General features: G+C 70.5%; 15 protein-coding genes. 8 read left to right on the top strand and 7 right to left on the bottom strand.

Annotated features, from left to right (window positions below):
• Window positions 1-167 precede the first annotated feature (167 nt).
• Window positions 168-1820: a polyprenol phosphomannose-dependent alpha 1,6 mannosyltransferase MptB gene (gene mptB / locus FSYMDG_RS26565; RefSeq protein WP_013875528.1), complete on the bottom strand. Its 1653-nt coding sequence runs from the start codon at window positions 1818-1820 to the stop codon at window positions 168-170.
• 454 nt (window positions 1821-2274) lie between these two features.
• Here mptB (FSYMDG_RS26565) and FSYMDG_RS21795 point away from each other — a divergent pair, with 454 nt between their 5' ends.
• A complete protein-coding gene (locus FSYMDG_RS21795) occupies window positions 2275-3963 on the top strand; it encodes an alpha,alpha-trehalose-phosphate synthase (UDP-forming) (RefSeq protein ID WP_013875527.1) in 1689 nt (562 codons plus the stop codon).
• A 70-nt stretch (window positions 3964-4033) separates the two neighbouring features.
• On the opposite strand, the gene FSYMDG_RS29020 is transcribed toward FSYMDG_RS21795, so the two are convergent.
• The 5 genes from FSYMDG_RS29020 to FSYMDG_RS21770 form a co-directional block, all read right to left on the bottom strand.
• Window positions 4034-4720 (bottom strand): IS630 family transposase, encoded by a 687-nt coding sequence (locus tag FSYMDG_RS29020; protein WP_237702726.1) that lies wholly within the window; start codon window positions 4718-4720, stop codon window positions 4034-4036.
• Window positions 4705-5175 (bottom strand): helix-turn-helix domain-containing protein, encoded by a 471-nt coding sequence (locus FSYMDG_RS29015; RefSeq protein WP_043602714.1) that lies wholly within the window; start codon window positions 5173-5175, stop codon window positions 4705-4707. Before FSYMDG_RS29015 ends, FSYMDG_RS29020 begins: the two co-directional genes overlap by 16 nt.
• 96 nt (window positions 5176-5271) lie before the next feature.
• Complete coding sequence (gene otsB / locus FSYMDG_RS21780; protein ID WP_013875526.1) at window positions 5272-6159, bottom strand: trehalose-phosphatase; 888 nt, start codon at window positions 6157-6159, stop codon at window positions 5272-5274.
• 13 nt (window positions 6160-6172) lie between these two features.
• On the bottom strand, window positions 6173-6814 hold the full coding sequence (locus tag FSYMDG_RS21775) for a LytR C-terminal domain-containing protein (RefSeq protein WP_013875525.1): 642 nt from the start codon (window positions 6812-6814) through the stop codon (window positions 6173-6175).
• 8 nt (window positions 6815-6822) lie between these two features.
• Window positions 6823-7248 (bottom strand): DUF3263 domain-containing protein, encoded by a 426-nt coding sequence (locus tag FSYMDG_RS21770; protein WP_013875524.1) that lies wholly within the window; start codon window positions 7246-7248, stop codon window positions 6823-6825.
• A 270-nt stretch (window positions 7249-7518) separates the two neighbouring features.
• Between FSYMDG_RS21770 and FSYMDG_RS30215 the strand changes: the two genes are divergently transcribed.
• Complete coding sequence (locus FSYMDG_RS30215; RefSeq protein ID WP_131774134.1) at window positions 7519-8055, top strand: RNHCP domain-containing protein; 537 nt, start codon at window positions 7519-7521, stop codon at window positions 8053-8055.
• Window positions 8056-8293: 238 nt separating this feature from the next.
• On the top strand, window positions 8294-9865 hold the full coding sequence (locus tag FSYMDG_RS21760) for a glycosyltransferase family 87 protein (RefSeq protein WP_166462334.1): 1572 nt from the start codon (window positions 8294-8296) through the stop codon (window positions 9863-9865).
• Here FSYMDG_RS21760 and mptB (FSYMDG_RS29005) read toward each other — a convergent pair.
• Window positions 9786-11795, bottom strand: coding sequence for a polyprenol phosphomannose-dependent alpha 1,6 mannosyltransferase MptB (gene mptB, locus FSYMDG_RS29005; protein ID WP_258165210.1), 2010 nt, complete (start codon window positions 11793-11795; stop codon window positions 9786-9788). The two genes, FSYMDG_RS21760 and mptB (FSYMDG_RS29005), sit on opposite strands and share 80 nt — an antisense overlap.
• Window positions 11796-12646: 851 nt before the next feature.
• On the opposite strand from mptB (FSYMDG_RS29005), the gene FSYMDG_RS21745 reads away from it, so the two are divergent.
• From FSYMDG_RS21745 to FSYMDG_RS21725, 5 genes are all read left to right on the top strand, one after another.
• A complete protein-coding gene (locus FSYMDG_RS21745) occupies window positions 12647-14197 on the top strand; it encodes a hypothetical protein (protein ID WP_131796790.1) in 1551 nt (516 codons plus the stop codon).
• Between the two features lie 806 nt (window positions 14198-15003).
• Window positions 15004-15870, top strand: a complete 867-nt coding sequence (locus tag FSYMDG_RS21740; RefSeq protein WP_157491053.1) for a hypothetical protein — start codon at window positions 15004-15006, stop codon at window positions 15868-15870.
• On the top strand, window positions 15867-18032 hold the full coding sequence (locus FSYMDG_RS23565) for a DUF4407 domain-containing protein (protein ID WP_013875518.1): 2166 nt from the start codon (window positions 15867-15869) through the stop codon (window positions 18030-18032). The genes FSYMDG_RS21740 and FSYMDG_RS23565 overlap by 4 nt, the downstream gene beginning before the upstream one ends.
• Window positions 18029-18307 carry a hypothetical protein gene (locus FSYMDG_RS27275; protein ID WP_013875517.1) on the top strand — a complete coding sequence of 93 codons (279 nt, stop codon included), beginning with the start codon at window positions 18029-18031 and terminating at the stop codon, window positions 18305-18307. Before FSYMDG_RS23565 ends, FSYMDG_RS27275 begins: the two co-directional genes overlap by 4 nt.
• Window positions 18308-18345: 38 nt before the next feature.
• Entirely contained in the window at window positions 18346-18912 is a 567-nt protein-coding gene (locus FSYMDG_RS21725) for a hypothetical protein (RefSeq protein ID WP_013875516.1), read from the top strand.
• The last annotated feature ends 12 nt before the right edge of the window (window positions 18913-18924 follow it).

Below are 18924 nucleotides of genomic sequence, written 5' to 3'. Positions count from 1 at the left end.
ACAGCGGCGCCTGGCGGTGCGCTCCCGCGGACCTGGACAGGCCGTCCGCCATGTTCGTCCGGTCACTACCTTCTGCCCCCTGCTTCCTGCCCCTGCTTCTTGCGACACCGGCTGAACAGGGCCACATCGGCTGAACAGGTCATCGGTGTCGGCGCGGGTCGGCGGTGTCAGCGTTCGATGGTTGCCGCGCCGGACCAGCCGTTGCTGTGGCGGACGAGGGCGGCCGCAGAGATCGATACGAGGGCGAGCGTACTGATCGCGATGGCCGGCGCCTGGCGTTGCAACCACGGGGCGGCGCCGGGCAGACCGGCGAAGAGCAGCTCGCAGTGCGGCAGCGCGAGAAACGCGCCGATCGCGGACACGGTGACGACGACAGCCAGACGTTGGCGGTTCATGGCCATGGCCAGGGGCAGCAGCCCCCAGGTCAGATACCACGGATACAGGACGGGACCGAGCGCCGACAGCGTCAGCAGCCCCCAGCCGACAGTGGCGGTGATGTCCCGCCCGCGTATGGTCGCCAGCAGCCGGAGCATCACCGCCGCGGTCAGCACGATGCCGGCCGTGCGGGTCACGCCCAGCGCCTCGGCGAACTCGATCCTTGCGTTGGTGATGTCGCCCAGTCTGGTGAGCGCGTCGGCAAGGCCGACCGTCGGTGCGTAGAGGGTGAGACCTGCCGCCGGAGTGAACACTGAACGTAACCATCCCAGCCCGTCCGGAACCAGCAGCACGAGGAACAGCCCGGACACGGCCACCACAGCGGTATCCCGCGCCACCGACCGCACGCCGTTGCACTGCGACGGGTAGGTCCGTCGGAACAGGTAAGTCCGTCGGAACAGGCGGGCCCGTCGGGGCGGGTGGGCCCACCCGGATTCACCGGTCCGGTCGGGCGAGGGCCGCACGGCGTGCCATGCGATCACCGCTACGATCGCGAATGCCGCGGGCCACTTCACCGCGGCTGCCGCGGTGAGCAGTACCAGGGCCAGCGCCGGATGTCGTGCCCTGGCGGCCAGCAGTCCGGCGGTGAGCAGGGCAACCATGACCGCTTCGAGGTGGACGGCCCCCAACAACTGCATAATTATTATTGGGCTCGCGGCCACGGCGACAGCCAGCGGCCGCCGTTGCGGATCCGCTGCCAGCGCTACGCACGTCACGATGACGACGACACCGGTGAACGCCGTGATGCGCAGGATGACAACCGAGGTCAGCACGCTGTCACCGGACAGCGCGTAGGCAGCCTTCAACAGACCGAGAGCCAGCGGGCCATACGGAGCTCTGGACGTCCGCCAGACAGGATCGCTCGCCAGCAGGCCCGGATGGTCACCCAGGACGATCGGGCCACTGCGGTAGGGGTCGAGGCCCGAGCCGAGCATCGCTGCCTGCGCGATGTAGCTGTAGACGTCCAGGCTCAGGATCGGCGGCCCCGCGGCGGCAGGTATGAACCACATGGCCAGGATGATCACCGTACCGCGCAGTGAGACCCTGCCTCGGCTCGCCAGCAGGCACAGGCACAACCAGGCGCCCAGAGCCAGCACAACCCCGATGATCATGAAGGCGGGCAGTGTCGACGCCCGGTCGAGCCGAACTGGGGCGAGCAGACCCAGCCATCTGGTCGGTGGCTCAACCCCGTCGCGCAGCGCGAGTCGTCCGGCCGTAGCTACGACCAGACAGGTGCCGACAAGCCCGGGTAGTCCCGCCAGTAACCCTGCCAGGAGTGGGTCGCGAGGGATGTGGCTTCCTCGCCGTCCGGACCTTCTGCTGGTCGAGGGATGCGCCGCGGTCGACTGCGAGTGTTGCGTGGCCGGCCGGAGGGCTGTGGTCACAGTGTCACCGATGCCCCGCGGCACGATGTCCACAAAGATCAAAAAAGGCGGTACGGTTGTTGTCGCTGGGCAGGTACACGGTGTAAGAGACAATCTTACCCAATTGACTCTTCATGCGACTTCAGGCGACAAGTTGCCAAATCCGTAGTTGCTACGACATGACAACAGCCGTCCACCCGTCATCGGATGCCGACCAGCGACAGCTCCGTGAGGCGGGTGCTGTCAGGCGGGTGCCCACACGGCACGGGCCGGGCAGCACCGCTCGCAGGCCCTCGAGTATTCCCCGACAACGGCCTGGCCGCACGCATCGGTGGCCTGGCCGCACGCATCGGTGTACCGCGGCCTGAGTGACGGCCGTGCGGCCGTCTGCCGAGGTACTACTCTTCGCAGGATGCGTCACGTCCGGTCGGTCGACGAAACGCCGCGTCCTGTGGCCGGTGGAGGGGCCGCCCGAGTGCTTGTCGCCTCCAACCGCGGCCCGGTGGCGTTCGCGACGGGTGACGACGGGTCGCTTGTCGTGCGCCGTGGTGGCGGTGGGCTGGTCAGCGGCCTGCACGCGGTCGCCAGCGGCGACATCGGATCGGCTGGCCCGGCCCGCTCTGCCGGCGGGGCCGACTCTGCCGGCGATTCCAACTCTGCCGGCGGGGCTGGCGGTGGACTGGTCTGGGTGTGCGCGGCGCTCAGCGAAGCCGACCGGCGGGCCACCCGCTCGACGCCGGACGGCCGTCTGGATCTTGCCGGTCACGACACCGGGGGTGCGGCCGTCCACATGCTCGACGTGGACAGGGTCGTGTTCGACCGGGCCTACAACGCGGTCGCCAACCGTACGTTGTGGTTCGTTCTGCACCTGCTCTACGCGCCGGCGTCCCAGCCCTCCTTCGACGCGGCCTTCCAACGCGACTGGCAGGCGTATGAGATCTACAATGCGATGTTCGCCGAGGCGCTGGCCCGTGAGGCGGCGCCGGGCGCGGCCGTCCTGATCCAGGACTACCACCTGACGCTGGTGCCCGCGCAACTGCGCAACCTGCGTCCGGACCTGCGGATCGCCCATTTCAGTCACACACCGTGGGCACCGCCGGAGTATTTCCGCATACTGCCGGACGACGTCGCCCGCGCGGTCATCCAGGGCATGCTCGGTGCCGACCGGCTCGGCTTCCTCACCCCCGGGTGGGCGGAGGCGTTCTGCCGATGTGCCAAGGCGCTGCTTCCCGCCGACGTCGAGCTCGCGGCCGACGCCGACGCCGACGCCGAGGTTGGTCGTGACAGTGCCGGCCCGCGTCGCGTCGGTGACGACGCGCGTCGCTCCGGCAGCGAGACGGATGGCGCACGCCACCTCGACGGCATGCTGGCCGCCGCGGGCCGCCGTGACGATGCTGGCCGGCGTCATGACGGGATGGGCGGTGCGGACGGATCGTGGCTGCGCTACCGCGGCCGCGTCGTCCGGATCGGCGTCCATCCGCTCGGAGTCGACGGTGACTGGCTGCTCAAACGCGCGTCCGGACAGGATGTGGCCGCCCGTGCCACCGAGATACGCGAGCTCGCCGCGGGCCGGCGAGTGATCGTGCGGGTGGACCGGACCGAACTGTCGAAGAACATCGTCCGTGGCCTGGACGCCTATCGGGAGCTCCTGCGTGACTACCCACAGTGGCAAGGTCGGGTGGTGCACATCGTGTGCGCCTATCCGTCCCGTCACGATCTTCCCGAATACCGCGAGTACACGGCTGCCGTGCAGCGGATCGTGGCGGAGATCGAGGACGAGTTTGCGACCGCGACCTGGCTGCCCGTCCGGCTTGAGGTCAACGATGACTACCCACGGTCACTGGCGGCACTGTCGCTGGCCGAGGTGCTGGTGGTGAACCCGATCAGGGACGGTATGAACCTGGTCGCGAAGGAAGGCGCGGTGCTCTCCCGGCCCGGCGCGGCCCTGGTGCTCTCCCGCGAGGCCGGGGCATGCGTGGAGATGGCCGACGACGCGCTGGTGGTCAACCCGTTCGACGTGAGCGCGACCGCCCGGGCGCTGCACACCGCGCTGCTGATGGCCGCCGACGAGCGCCGTGACCGGTGCGCCCGGCTCGCCGCTGTCGCCGGCAGGCTCCCCCCGCGCAAATGGTTCCGCGACCAGCTCGACGCACTACTGGAGTAACCACGTGCAGTGACCGCACTGCCGGAGCGGCCACGCTGGAGGCGGCCGGCGTCCTAGTAGACTGTCGCCGCTAATGTGTGGGGTATAGGTGGCGGAGTTTGGTGCGGGCGTCATCGGTGGTGAAGTGCCAGTTGACTTGGCGCTGGTTGGCGTTGACGGCTGTCTGCCAGGCGTCGAGTTCGGTGTTCAGGACGTCGAGGGTGTCGATGCGGCGGTCGAGGCATTGGCGGGTCAGGGCGGCGAGTTCGATTTCGGCGATGTTGAGCCAGGAGCCGTGTTTGGGGGTGTGGTGGATCTCGAGTCGTTGCGCGAGTGCGAACGCGACGGCCGGGTCGAAGGCCTCGTAGAGCGAGGAGATGTCGTGGGTGTTGAGGTTGTCCATGACCAGCACGACCCGTTCGGCGTCGGGGTAGTCGAGGGTGAGCAGGCGCCTGACGTGGTGTGCCCAGTCGATCCTGGTGCGCCGTGGGGTGGCCTGGACGCGGCGCCAGCCGGCGAGTGGCTCGACCCAGCAGAAGATCGAGCAGGTTCCGTGGCGCACGTACTCGGAGTCCTCGCGCCGGTCACGCCCTGGCGTGGCGGGGATCGGGTCGCGGGCGTGGGCCAACAGCTGGTAGGGCTTCTCGTCCATGCACACCACGGGCACGCCCGGGTTGTGGGGCCGGGCGTAGACCGCCAGAACGTCTTCCATCCGCGCGGCGAACTGCGCGTTCGCCCTCGGTGGGATGGTCCAGCACTTCCTCAGATGAGGACGCAACCTCGTTTTTTTAAGACCCGGCCGATGGTGGAATGGTCCAGGTCCGGGATGTCGGCGACCAGCGCGACGTGCTTTTCCAACAGCCGCAGCGACCAGCGTGCATAACCAGCCGGTGGCTGCGAGCATGCCAGCGCGATCAGTCTGGCCTCAACCTCGCCGGTCACCGGGGAAGGCACCGGGGGAAGCTCCCGTGCCTTCCGACCGATCGTGGCCCCCACATCCCCACCGGTCTCGGTGAACCGCTTCGCGACCAGCCGCAGCGTCTCACCCGAGACCCCGACCCGGACCACGAGTTCTTCTTGGGAGGCAACCGGGCCGACCGAGGTGTCCAACGCGAGCAGGACCCGCGCCCGCCGGATCATCGACGCCGGATGAACCCCCGTCGAGGTCACCCGAACCAACTCGTCACGATCAGCCTCGGTCAAGGTGACCGGCCACTTCTTCTGCGAACCCACGACACAGTCCTGACCGGCAGAGGGACGGGGAGACCTGCCAGACCCAACCCTCTCACCCAGACACAAGACACACCAGAACTAAGCAGCGACAGTCTACTAGGCGAGACGGTCGGCGAGCAGACGCAGCAGCGCCACCACTCCCTCCGGGCCGGGGACGACGAGATCGGCCCGCTCCCGCAGCGCCCGTGGGACCTCCGGGCCGTCGCTGCACACGGTCAGCCCGGGGACGCCGGCGGCCCGCAGCTCGTCGACCGCGTCGAAGGCCGGCAGGTCGCCGAGGTCGTCGCCGGCGAACAGCACGGAGCGGACGCCCAGCTCGGCCGCGTGGTCGCGCAGCGCCCGGCCCTTGTCGTGGCCGGGCGGGCGTAGTTCCAGCACCCGTTTGCCAGGCGCGGCATCCAGCCCGTTGTCCCTGGCCAGGACGGTCAGCGCGGGCGTGAGCGAGGCCAGCGACGCGTCCGGGTCGGCGGTGCGGCGGACGTGGACGACCAGGGCATGCCCCTTGTCCTCCACGACGGTCCCGGCGGGTGCGTCCTGCAGGAGCCTGGGCAGCGCGGCCCGGACCGCGGCCACTCCGGGCAGCGGCTCGGGGCTGGTGATCGTTCCGGTGGAGGCGTCCCAGCGTTGTAGCCCGTACTGGCCGAGGACGGACAGCGAGCGCAGCCCCGGCTCGTCGGCGAACCGGGTGAGCGAGAGCAGGGCCTCGACCGGGCGACCGGTGATGATGGTGACCGATCCGACCCGTTCGGCCAGCCGGGCCAGGGCGCGCAGCGCACCGGGCGCGGGAACGGCGTCGGAGGGGCGGTTGACGATGGGTGAGAGGGTGCCGTCGTAGTCGAGCGCGACCAGGGCATGCCGCGGGTCGGTGAGCAGCGCGGCGAGCCCGGAGCCGCCGGCCAGCGTCCGGGGCGCCTCGGCGAGCGGGCCGCTGCCGGGCGTACCGCTGGTACCGGGTGTGTTGCTGGTACCGGGTGTGGAAGTCATGGGCTCAGGTCCGTCACTCGGGCGGGTCGATCTGAAAATCCTTGGTGATGACAAGGATGAGCGGATCGTCCGAGATGAAGTGCGCGCTTTTGGGAGCCGAGGCTCTGACATCCGGGATCAACTCCTGCAGGGTCTCGGCGGCGTCCTTCCGCTCCGGCGCGTAGAACACGGTCGGTACCGCGACGTTGTACGTCGCGTTGTAGTTGCCGACCCGGGTCACCGTGAAGCCGGCGGCTTCCAGCCGCGCCCGGGCAGCGTCGGCAAGCCCCTGCTCCCTGGAGTTGTTCAGGATCAGGACGGGGGCGAAGACGCGCTTTGGCGCGGTCGACGGCGGGACGGGAACAACCGCCTTCGGCGGCTGTGATGTTTCTACCGGTAACGGACGGGCGCTCGTCGCCGACGCGGCGGGTGCCGCCGGCGCGGCCGTGGACACGCCACCGGCGGACCGCGCGGCCGCAACCGTGGCCTGGGCCGGGGAAGCGGTCGCGGCGGCTGTCGCGGTGTCCGGCGAGGGGTCGTTGGCCAGGTTGATGATCAGGATGCAGCCGAACACGGCGAGCACGGCGACGGCCCCGGCGGCGATCCCGTGCAACCGGTCCCACCGGCGCAGCCGCGGCGGCCGGGGGGGAGTCACGGAAGAGATGGTCTCGGTCATGGCGGTACTCAGATCTCGGCGGGGTCGGGTCGGCCGGTGTGGCCCGAGCGCGCGCGCCGTCGCGTTGCCCGCAGCCTGCGCAGCCGTCTGACCAGCATCGGGTCGGTGGCGAGCGCGGCCGGGGAGTCGATCAGGGCGTTCAGGATCTGGTAGTAGCGGGTCGCGGAGATGCCGAACTCGGCGCGGATCGCGGTCTCCTTGGCGCCCGCGTATCGCCACCAGTGATGTTCGAACTCCAGCACCCGGCGCTGGCGTTCGTCGAGCGCCGCCGCCGGGCCGGCCGCGTCGGCATCATGCGCCAGTCGCGACTGGTGGTCGGATGACGCCGTTTGGTGATCGGATTCCGGCGGGTCGGACGATGCGGGCGTCCGCACGGGATCGTGCGACCCCTGGAAGGCCTGCGATTCGGGCGCCAGGACGTGAGCGGCGTTCACTTTGATGATCAACCTCCTCCGGCTGGGATCCGCGAATCACAGGAATGTGCTTCGCCGTCCACTATTTCAGAGGCTGGGTCCGACAACTTCGGCCGAGCCGGTCGACACGCGGGATCCTCCCTCGTCAACCCCGCCTGCCTGGCACCGCATGAAGAAGATCACGCCTTCGGGCGGAGTCGGTCACCGCCACCGCCCGCGTGCCGCCCGTCCCATACTGTCACGCGGCCACTGCCGGGCATGCGGTTGCTGTCATGCGGTTACTGTCATGCGGTGACCCGTCGCTTCACCCGTACCGCCGAGGACTTCCGCTGCCTTGCCTGCGGGACGCCGGTGCGCGGCGACGGCTACACCAACCACTGCCCGCGCTGCCTGTGGTCCCGGCACGTGGACGTCAACCCCGGCGATCGGGCCGCCGACTGCGCGGGGTCGATGCGTCCGGTCGCGGTGGAGGTGCGCGCCGGGCGAACCATCCTGCTCCACCGCTGTGAGGCCTGCGGCCACCAACGGCGGAACAGGATATCCCCGGCGGACGACCTTGAGGCAGTCATGCGGCTGTCGGCGCAGGGCGGCGTCGACCATGCCGGTTCCGTCCCGGATCATGCCGCGCGCCGCGCTCCGCGGGGCGGACGCGAGCGGCCTGGCCGGCGCGAGCGGGCCCGGCCACGGCAGTTGTACGAGGGCGCAGGATACGAACGGCAGTTGCACGAGGGCTCCGGGTACGAATGCTCCGGGTACGAGGGGGCCGGCCGCGGGAACCGCCCGGACCGGCGCCACCCGAACCGGGACAGCCCCGGCCCAGCCGGGTAGGCGGGACCTGGCACTCTGGCGGCGGATACCGTCATGGAACGTGCGGACGGCTGACATCGGTACCGCCGGGCCGGCGCCACGGCGGCCGGGCCGGCGCCTGTCCGTGTCGCGACGGATCCCATCCCGCCCCGGGTATCCCGGCCGGCCTGTGCCGCCGGCGCGCCTGTCCCGGTGGACGCAGCCATGGTTCAGGCCCTGGTCGGCCCGCCGGATTCGGATCTTCTGGCTGGTCTCCCGGGTGCTCCTGGTCATCCTCGCCGTCGCGGGCAGGACGTTGGGCGCGCAGCACGGGGTGCTTGGCGACGTCCGGCTCTACGACCACTGGGGCCACGGCCTGGTGCACGGCGCGGGGCTCCCCGTCGACGACGACCGCTGGCAGTACCCGCCGGCCGCGGCGATCGCGCTTGCCGTCCCGTCCGTGCTGGAGACGGTCACCAGGCTGCCCTACGAGGTCGGTTTCTTCCTGATGATCCTCGCGGCGGACGCGGCGGTCACCGGCATGCTGGCCCGGCGCTCGGCGTCCGCGGCCCGCTTCTGGCTGCTGGGGATCTGCGCGCTCGGACCGGTCGCACTGGCCCGTTTCGACCTGTTGCCGGCCGTTCTGGTGGTGGCCGCGCTGGTCGGTGCCACCGACCGGCGGTGGGGGCGGGTGGGGCTCGCGGTCGGCCTCGGCGTCCTGCTCAAGGTGTGGCCGGTGCTGCTCCTGCCCGCGTTCGGCCGCGTGGTGGGAGCACGCGGCCCGGTCCCTGGCGCGGGCCCGGCGCCGGCCCGCGACGCGCGTCCGGGCCCGCTGGTGGCGCGTGCCACCGGTACGGCGTCGTGGCCGGCCCTGGCCAGGCTGGCCGGCGGGCTGGCGGCGGCGGTGGCGCTGGTGGCCGCGGTGCTGTTCGCGACGGGCTGGTGGCGGGAGGCGTTCGGTTTCCTCGGCGCGCAGGAAGCTCGCGGCCTGCAGACCGAGGCCGTCCCGGCGACCCCGTTCGTCCTGGCGCACATGGTTGGCCTGGGCTCGGGCCCGGTCTACGACTGGGGATCGTTCCAGTTCGGCTCCCCGGCGGCACGCGCCGTGGCGACGGCCTGCTCAGTGGCGGAGATCGTGGCCGTGCTCGGTGCCACCGTGTGGTGGTGGACACCCCTGCGGTCACGTGCGGCCACGAATCCGGCGGACCGGATGCTGGCGCTGCTCCTGATCGTCCTGGTGACGAGCCGGGTGCTCAGCCCCCAGTACCTGGTGTGGCTGCTGGCGGTCGCCGCCTGCCGTCCTTTGTGGCCGAACCCGGCGGCCAGCGGTCCGGCCAGCGGTCCGGGCCTGGCCACCGGTACCGCTCCTGTTGCCAGTCCTGTTATCGGCCCTGTTGTCGGCCCTGCCGCGGGCCGGGGAGCGGCCATCGGCGCCGGCTGCACCGCGGGGGCGGCACCGATGGCGGGCCCGGAGCTCGCGGCGGGCCACACCGGGCTGGACTCGGTCAGCGGTACCGGCACCGAACCTGCGACCGGGACGGGCGCTGGCGGTCCGGACCGGGCCGGCGCGCCCTCCCGGACCGGTCCGGACACCGGGGTGGGCCCGGTCGGTGCTCGGGCGGCCCAGCCTGCCCCGCCACGTCGGTGGATCACCGTCGGGCTGCCGGCGATCTGCCTGATCTCTCTGGTGGTCTACCCGATCCGGTACGACGACCTGCTCGCGGGACAGGTCGTCGCAAGCCTGCTGCTGGTGGTGCGCAACCTGTTGCTGGTCATCGTCTGCTGGTTCGCCGTCGGCGAGGTCGCGCGAGCAGCGCGCCCAGGGCGGCGGCCCCCACAGCCACGCTTATGATCATGGCTGTGGGTGTGCCGGGTGGAGCTGCCCGGCCCAGCAGGGCCCAGGTCGGAGCCAGCGACGCCAGCGACGTCACGCACAGCACCACCGACGTGACGATCACCAGTCGGCGCGCCGCCGCGGATCCGCCGCTGGCTGCGATGACGGCGAGCGCCGGAACAGTGGGCGCCAGATACCACGGGTAGACGACCGGGCTACCCAGGGCAACCGCCATCCCCCCGACCCCGACGATGGCGACATCGTCCGGCACGCACCCTCGCGCCGACGCCGACGTGCCCGCTACAGCAACGGGCAGCGCCGGAGAGGGTGCTGTCGGAGCGGGTGCTGTCGGGCCGCACGTTGCCGGCGTAGATGGTGCTGGGGCGGGCGTCGCCCGGCCGGGCGACGTCGGAGCGGATGTCACCGGGCCAGACATTGCCGGCGCGGATGCTGTCGGGTCGGCAGCTGTCGGGCCGGATGGCGTCATGACGGATGGTGCCGGAGCGGACGACAGCGCCGGATGGGATGGCGCGGGCAGACACGGGGGCAGGGATGGTCTGCGCCAGGCGCGCACGAGGAGCCAGGCGACGACGGCCGCGGCGACGGCCAGCGACACCGCCCGCCCGGCAGCGAGCGCCGTCTCGGCCTGATCGCCGGTATCCCACGGGCCCGGCAGGTTCAGCAGACCCAGCAGGCCCAGCGGTAGCCGGATCAGGTGGGCGAGCAACGCGGCGGGTGCGATGCCGGTCCGCGACTGTCCAGAGGTGGCCAGCGCGCCGATCCAGGTCGGGCCGAAGCCGGCCGCGACCATGCTCACCGCCATCGTCACCGCCGCAACCGAAAGATCGAAAAGGGCGCTCCCCGCGCCGGCCGCGACCACTGACCGGCGTGCGGGGGATGCTTCGCCGTTCTCGTCGTGGTTTCCGCGGTCGCTTCGGCCGTGGCCGGCGGTGGCCCTCCCGGTGTGGCCGGCTGCGACCCGTTCACGCAGGTGGACGAGGACCAGCACGGCAAGGGCGAGGAAGGCGGTCACCTTGACCGTCCCAGCGAGACAGGCAAGCGCGACCGCGGCGCAGCGCAGCGCACCCGCCCGCGTCGACCACTGGGACCCGGTCGACCACCGAGACCGCGGCCACCGACGGGACCGTCGCGGGCGCCCGTACCCCGCCTGTCCCCATCCCACCCGCTCCCGCTTCCCGCCCGGCCACCACCGCCCCACACCGCCGCCCAAACGCCCGCGCACCCCACCCTGGTCAAGAGAACGAGTACGGAAGTGATGGAAGTGGCTGCCATGACAGCCACTTGTTCCCTCGTTCTCGCGATTCGACGGGATTGGGTCACCAATCCTCGGGTGGCGGTGGCGGTCGAGGAGCAGTGCGGTGACTGTCAGGGTGGCGGCCAGGGCGTCCAGATGGGCTCCGCCGGTCAGGTGGATGGCGGTGACGGGGTTCGCGGCCAGCAGCGCGAGTACCAGGGCGGTCCGTCGGGGGTTCCCGCGGCCGGGCAGCAGCCGCGGGGTGAGCGCGACGAGCGCCACGACCGAGAGCACGGCGGCGAGCCGCAGCACGATGACGGCACCGAGCGGCCCGGTACCGGCCAGCGCGTCGCCGACCGTGGCCGCCGCCTTCTCGACGAGAACGGCCGTGCTCCCATAGGGAGCGTGGGTGTCACGCCAGCGCGGGTCGACCGCGGTCACGAAGGGTTCCATCTGTGGACCCAGCGCGCGTAACGCCGAGACGCCGTGCGTCGCCGGATCGAGCCCGTGCCGGGCGAGTTCGCCCTGGCTCGCATAGGCGTAGACGTCCCGGCTGAACAGTGGCGGGCCGAGCGCGAACGGCAGATTCCACCCGATGGAGGTAACGACCACCCGGGCGGTGGTGGTACGGCGCGTGGCGGGGCGCGCTGCCCCACGGGTATGCTCGGAGCCACTTGGGAGCGTATCGAACATAGACGGCCTATCGGATATATGCCATCTATCGTGCGAATCCACCGCGTTCTCGGTGGTGTGAGCGGCCGAATGAGTGATCGAGCGGACGAGGGCGCACCAGCAGATGCACAGGGTGATCACGGCGACGGCGGCGATCGCCGCGAGCCAGCCCCGTGTAGCCGTCGACGGTGGCTGTGATGCGAGAATCCCCCACCAGGATGAGGGATTGAAGGTGTCCGGGTTGCGCGGTCCGAGCCCGGCCTCGGCGAGGACGGCGGTGACTGCCGCGACGGTGCCCACCACGGTCGGCCACCCGACAGGTGCGTGAAACAGGCCCGCCCGCGGAAAGAATCGCGGACGGGGACTTCGTCTCCACCCGTCGATGCCGTTGTTGTGGCCGTGGTCTGGCGTGGGCCGCGTACTTCCGGTTGGCTGGTTCGTGGCGGTCTGACACAGGGAGGTGTCGGGTGGGTCTGCTCGGCACCGTCCTACGTCGTGTAGGGCCGCGTCGGGCTGTCCTGGTCGAGACAGAAGCGCCTCGTACTGGCCTGGCTGAGGTTGGCCTAGCCGAAGCTGTCCCGGCTGAGGCGCGGGCATCCCACGATCTTCCGTGTGACGCGCGGGCACGTCAGGGCCCGCTGGGTGGCGGGCAGCCGCGTCGCGCCCGGTGGCGCGCGGCCATCCGGCGCGACGACGTGCCAGTCGGGCCCACAGCACCAGCAACGCTCTCCTCTCCGGCGGTCCGTCCGGGACCTCGCGCCGTCCTCCAGGGATCCAGCTTCCGGGGATCCGGCGATGATGCTCCGCAACCTCGCGCGGTCTTCCCGAAGCCGCGCGCCGCGTTCCCGCGGGCTGTCCTCGCCGTTGCCGCCCTGCTGCGACGCCAGCCATGGCTGATCACCGCCGCCCTGTGCGGGTTGTCACTGGCGCTGGGACTCACCGGCCCGGACACCCCCGCACAGGAATATCGCGTGTGGCTGTTCAAGCACGGCGGCGCGGTGCTGTGGGACGACCAGTGGTACGGCGGGCACACCGTACCCGGCTACAGCGTGCTCTTCCCGCCGCTGGGGGCGCTGTTCGGGGTGCAGGCGCTCGGCTGTTTCGCGTGCGTCGCCTCCACCGTGATCGTCACCCGGCTGTTGCGCGGTCGCGGCCGGACGCACGGCCACGACCTGGCGCTGGTCTGGTTCTCCGTCGCGACGGTGGCCAACCTCGTGGTCGGCCGGATGCCCTTCGCGCTGGGGATGGCCTTCGGCGGGTTGGCGCTGCTCGGCGTCCGGGAGCGGCGGACGAAGACGGCGTGGGCTGGTGCGATCGGGTCGTCGCTGGCCTCACCGCTCGCAGGCGGGTTCGTGCTGCTGATCGGGGTCGCCCTGCTCGGCACGCTCCCGCGGCGCCGGGTGCTGCCGCTGGCGGGTGCCATGAGCGGGATCGTCGTCGCGTTGCTGTTCCCCGAACACGGTGTGCAGCCGTTCCCAGCGATGACCTTCCTGTCTCTGCTGGCGCTGATCGGCGCCGGGCTGTTCGTCGTCCCGCGGCACGAGGTAGCGATCAGGCGCGGGCTGATGTTGTGGGCCGCCGCCGCCGCGGTCTTCTTCTTCGTCCCGACCCAGATCGGCGGGAACATCGCCCGTCCGGCGACCCTGCTCGCGGGCCCGCTCGCGGCGATGCTGCTGGCCAGACGCCCACGGGTGCTGCTGGTCGTCGCGATCCCGTTGCTGGGCTGGCAGATCGGCCCGGTGCACGGGGCGCTGGCCACCTACGGGGACGCCTCCGGCCAGGCCGGCTACTACACCGGTCTGCTCGACTACCTCGACCACGGCCCGGTGGCGGTGGGCCGGGTGGAGATCCCGTTCACCCGGGCGCACTGGGAGGCGTCGTTCGTGGCGCCGCACGTCCCGCTGGCCCGCGGTTGGGAGCGGCAGCTGGACATGGAGTACAACTCGCTGTTCTACGACGGCACCCTTTCGCCCGAGACCTACCACAAGTGGCTGCTCGAACGCGGCGTCCGTTTCGTGGCGCGGCCGGACGTGGAGCTGGACTCCTCCGCGGTGGAGGAGGCGAAGCTGCTCGATGTCGGCCTACCCTATCTGGATCTCGTCTGGTCGGACGCCCACTGGAAGGTCTGGCTGGTCACCGACTCGCCGGGCCTGGTGCGAGGGCCGGCGGCGCTGACCGAGCTCGGGGTCAGTTCGCTCGCGGTGAACTTCCATGCGCCCGGTGTGGCGACTGTTCTGGTGCACTTCACGCCCTACTGGCAGCTTGACGACGGCCACGAGGCGTGCGTGTTCGAGGCTGCGGACGGTTGGACGGGCATCCTCACCGAGCAGCCGGGGCCGGTCCGCCTGTCCGCCAAACTCACGGTCAGCGGCCTGACCAGGGCCAGTGCCCTCGACTGCCCTCCGGACCCCCGCGTCCACTGACCGCCGCGACGTAGCGCATGAGATGAAGCGCATGGAAGGCAGGCGGGCCCCGTGGCCGGAGCGCTGTCCGCTGACCGTCCGTCGGCCCGGACAGCTCGACTTCAGCTGCTGAAAGAAGCTGCTCGCCGCTGTGCGTGAGAAACAGCTGTGCCGGGGAAGTGCTTGTTGTTGACCGCTGCCGCTTCCTTACGGCAAAATTTATCCGAGGGTTCGTCGGGCCGATAGTACCGCCTTGCGTCGTACTCGTCAGATCAATATTTTGATCTTGAAAGACGATCGTAAAATTTTTGAATATCCTGTGACTGTCGTGGAATTTTTCGTGACTCGGATTCCGGTTGTATCCGGAAGGCTGAACCGGATGAAGATCCGACCAGATTCAGAATTTTGTTTTCTCGTGGTACGGGCGCACCGGGCATTGGACGCTCCATTCTCGTCCGGTCGCTGCCTGGGCGGCGCCCCGGCCGAACTCTGGTGGCCAGAATCATAATCGGTGGCCGCGCCGGCGGAGGTGTGCTTGTACCGGGCGGAGCTCCCCTGCCTGTCCTCTCCAACAGCGCATGGCGTGGGCGCGGCGGACTCCCGGTGGAGCTGTCGACGGACGCCGATGGATGGCACTGGTCGGCAACCTGACAGGTTGATCGGCAATGGCTCCGGCCCATCCGCATCCCAGGCCGATGGTGCCTGCGAGCGGAGAGCCTGAACAGGGATCCCAGGGATGTGACCGGTCGCTGAATCCGATGATCTGGTCCGACGGCCTGCGTCCACTGTGATGATAATGTACGCACAATGTTGAAACAAATCTTGTCGTGAGCCTGAAAGCCGGGTTAGGCTTACCAGGGCGTTCCCGTGGGGAGGGGCGTCATGCCAGGCTGGGTCATGCCAAGCTGGCTTGTCAGCGCTGTCTCGGCTTCTTGTCCCATCTCTCCGATGTTATCTTTAAAGATCCTGAAGGCGGGGTGGATGTGAGCGGCATGCTCGCTGATCCGTACGGGCCGCGCTTCGAGTTTGTTGACGTACAGCCTCGTGCCGGTGTCGTCGGCCAGGAAGTCGTGGTCAGATGGTCCACGCTCCACACGAACGAGGTGTTCGTCGAGGGCCGTGGCGTGTTCCCGCCCAAGGGATCTCTTCCGGTGGCGCTTGAGGCCACCCGATCTCTGCGTCTGATGGCACGCGGGCCAGCCGGAGCCGTGGTGGAGGCGCAGACACCGGTAATACGTGTCTTCAACCAGCCGGACATCAGGTTCCTGAGGATTCCGACTCCACCGAGCGGCGTTGATACCGCCGCCAGCGCCACGTTACAGGCCGGTCTGTTCGGGCTCCGGAACGAGTTTGCCGCGATCCTGGCCCGTACTCCACACGGGCTGTCCGCCTCACCAGCCTCCTCGCCGGGTCTCCAGGAGCCCGGGAGCCGGGTCATCGGCAACCGTGACCGGCCGGCCTTTGCCTGTTCTGGCCGTTTTCCGGCGGGGCGGGCGGCGACAACGACGCCGGCCACCGGCTGGGGCGGCACCGTTTCACTGCTCGACCAGGTCGGGCGTCCGCGGTTGCCGCCCGCGCTGGTGCGTCCGGTGGGATTCCGCGGGCCCGGTGGCACACGCGGTCCAGGCCATGATCGAGAGGGTGGGTGGCGACGGGTGGCCGCAAGGCTGTGGCGGCGGGAGCGCCTGTCGTGAGACGGCTGCTCATCTGGTTGTCCGGGGCGAACTCCCAGATCCTCCAGCGCTGCCCGACCGACCGGGCGAAGTACGTCGGTATCGGTAGCGCGGTGCTGACCACTGCTCTCATGGCGGCGACCTCCTGCGCGTTCGCCCTGCACATGGCATTGCAACTGCCAATTGCCAGTTGCCTGCTCATCGGCGGGGCCTGGGGCCTTGCCATCATGAGCCTGGACAGATGGCTGGTGGCCTCCGTACAACGTCGGGAGCACTGGTACCAGAATCTGGTGGTCGCGCTTCCGCGGCTGGTGCTGGCGGTGCTCATCGGTCTGGTCATTTCGACGCCGCTGGTGCTGCGCATCTTCGAGCCGGAGATACAGGCCGAGATGGTCACCATTCATCGTGAGCGCGCCGACGAGTTCGACCGTGCCATGCAGAACGACGAGCGCACGAAGCAGATAGGCGATCTGCGGACCCAGCAGGCACAGCTGCAGGCCACCGTCGCCGCCGGCGGTGTCGTCACGGACGTGAACAGGGATCCCGAGGTGGCCCGCCTGCAGCCGCAGGTCGACGCCGCGCGAACCAGATACAACGACGCCGAGCAGGCCGTCGTCTGCGAGAAGGAAGGACGGCCGGGCTGCGGCAGCGGCCGGCCCGGCGCCGGCGTCGCCTACGACGAGAAAGTCACGATCCGGGACAGGGCCGGGGCCGAACTCGCCAGGCTTCAGCGCCAGCTCGACGCGGCTATCAGCGCGGCGCAGGCGAACCAGAACGCCTCTCGCGCGACCACGCTCGCCAACGCCCAGTCGGAGCTGGAGAGGGTCAACACCCAGCTCGACAGTCTTGAGAGATCCCGTGCCGCGGACATTGCCGCGTTCAACGCCGAGAACAGCGACGACACCGGGATGCTCATCCGCATCGAGGCCCTTGACCGGCTGACCTCCGAGCGGCCCTCCCTCGGCCGGGCCCATCTGCTGCTGCTCCTTTTCATCACCGCGATCGAGTGTCTTCCGGTTCTCGTCAAGTTCCTGATGTCGCTGGGGGTGCCGACGCTCTACGAACGAGCTGTCGAGATCGAGGAGCGCAACCAGCTACAGATCGAGGAGGAACAGGGCCGTCGCCGGCGGGCGACGGAAATCCTCAACGGCGGGGACACCTACCTTGAAGCCCAGATCGGGCGTGAGGAAAGGGACGCGGCGATCGAACGGCTGACCCGGAGCACCATCCAGGCCCAGGCCGACATTGCCGAGAGGATTCTCGCCAGATGGCGGGAACGCGAGCTGCGGCGCATCGAGGCGGATCTCGACAGCTACCTTGTCACCGGTTCGCGGTCCGCTCCGAACACGAACACCCGGCCCCGCGGCATGGCCCCCGATTACCCGCACCTGAGCGACCTGCCGTCGCAGCCCACCCGCGTTCAGCCGCCGACGGAGCGGCACCCGTCGGACGGCCGGGCCGACCCGTCAACCGGTGACGAGCCTTTTCCCGCGGACAGAACGTCCAGGGTGCGGCCGCCGGCAGAGCCGGTGCGAGGAAGCGCCCACTCCCAGGCGCGCGATACGACGGTGTCGTCGTACGACGGGCAGCCGCGGCACGAGCCACAACCCGAACGGGACGACCGGCAGCCGGACAGCGTCGAGGACGAGCCGGTGTGGCCCGAGCCCTGGCCGGCGCCACCGCGAAGGCCCACACCGCCGCGGGAGCCGGTGCGGCGGCAGGAGGAGCCTCAGCTGCCAGCTCACACCATCTGGTGGGAGCCGGGCGGTGACTCGGGACGCACGCAGCATCCCTTGCCGGAGGACGTGACGCGACCGACCGAGGCGACCCGCGTGCTGGCGGACGATGACGATGACGTCACGTGGCGGACGCCGGACAGCGCCCGCCCGGCCGGCCAGCCGGATGCCCGACCATGGGATCCGGACGAGGCGACGCGGGACGCCGCCGATCGGAGCACCGCCGGTAGGCGGTACGCCGGTCACAGTGACCGGACCAGCCACGCCAATCACGCCAATCACGCTGGTCAGGCCGGCAATCAGCCACGCGATCCGGACGAGGAACCGACCTGGGTGCCCCGGACGGACGGGGGGTTCGGCCCACGGGCCGACACCGCTCGCTCGAACGGATGGCCGGCAGACCTCCCCGACACCGAGGGCCCGACCGGCCGGGAACGGTCGACATGAGCACCTGGCCGAGCGGGTCAGGCAGGCTTCTCAACGTTGCGGCGACCTGCCGGCTGACCCGTGCCCTCGGCCCTGGCCCGCGAGCGGTGGTCTGGGTGCAGGGCCGCCCGTTCGACCGCGCGGGATGCGTGGCGCCGGATCGGCTCCCCGACCGTCCCGCCCGGCTGGTCATGCCGGCGGAGCTGGCCACCGAACTGTGTTCGGCACCCGGGGCCGACGCGGACGCAGCCCGAGGCTGCCCGGCCGGCGCGGACCTCGGTAAACGGGCCAGGTAGCAGGTCAGGTAGCAGGCCAGGTTAGGAGAAGGAAGCCGGTGCCAACCGACCGTCCGGGCGCATCCGCCCGGCTGGACGCGTCCGGGCAGTCGGGGCCGCCGGGGGCCGTGGCGGTCGAGCGGCTCACCGCCGCGGTGCGGCCCGGTGGCGACGCGATGTTTGTGCTGTACGGCCTCGGGATGGACGATGTCCCCGTCGGCCGTGACTATCAGGAGCGCGACACCGAGGAAGCGCCGTGGGAGACGCCGCGCGCCGGGGGCTTCGAGCGGATCGCCTTCTGCTCGGCTCGTGACCCCCGGTACTTCCGCGACGTCGACCCAGCGGACCAGACCCGCCATATCCGTTCCGGCCATATCTGTCCCGGCCCTATCCGTCCGATCCACGAGAATCCGGCGTCCACGAAGACACCGGCCGTGCCCGCAACGGCCGTGCCCGCAACGGCTGGGCCCGCGACGGCTAGGCCCGCCACCGCTGGGCCTGCCACCGGGTCCGACCAATGTGGTGGGATGCGGTATTTCTCCGGGCCGCTCTTCCTCGGTGAGTGGGCGCGCGGCGGGATGGGACGACACCCGCGAGGCAGCGGCGCGCGGGCGACCGGTGCGTGAGGGGCCGGCCCG

The organism is Candidatus Protofrankia datiscae (genome assembly GCF_000177615.2).
Lineage (GTDB): Bacteria > Actinomycetota > Actinomycetes > Frankiales > Frankiaceae > Protofrankia > Protofrankia coriariae.
This window is presented reverse-complemented; position numbering and strand designations above follow the sequence as displayed.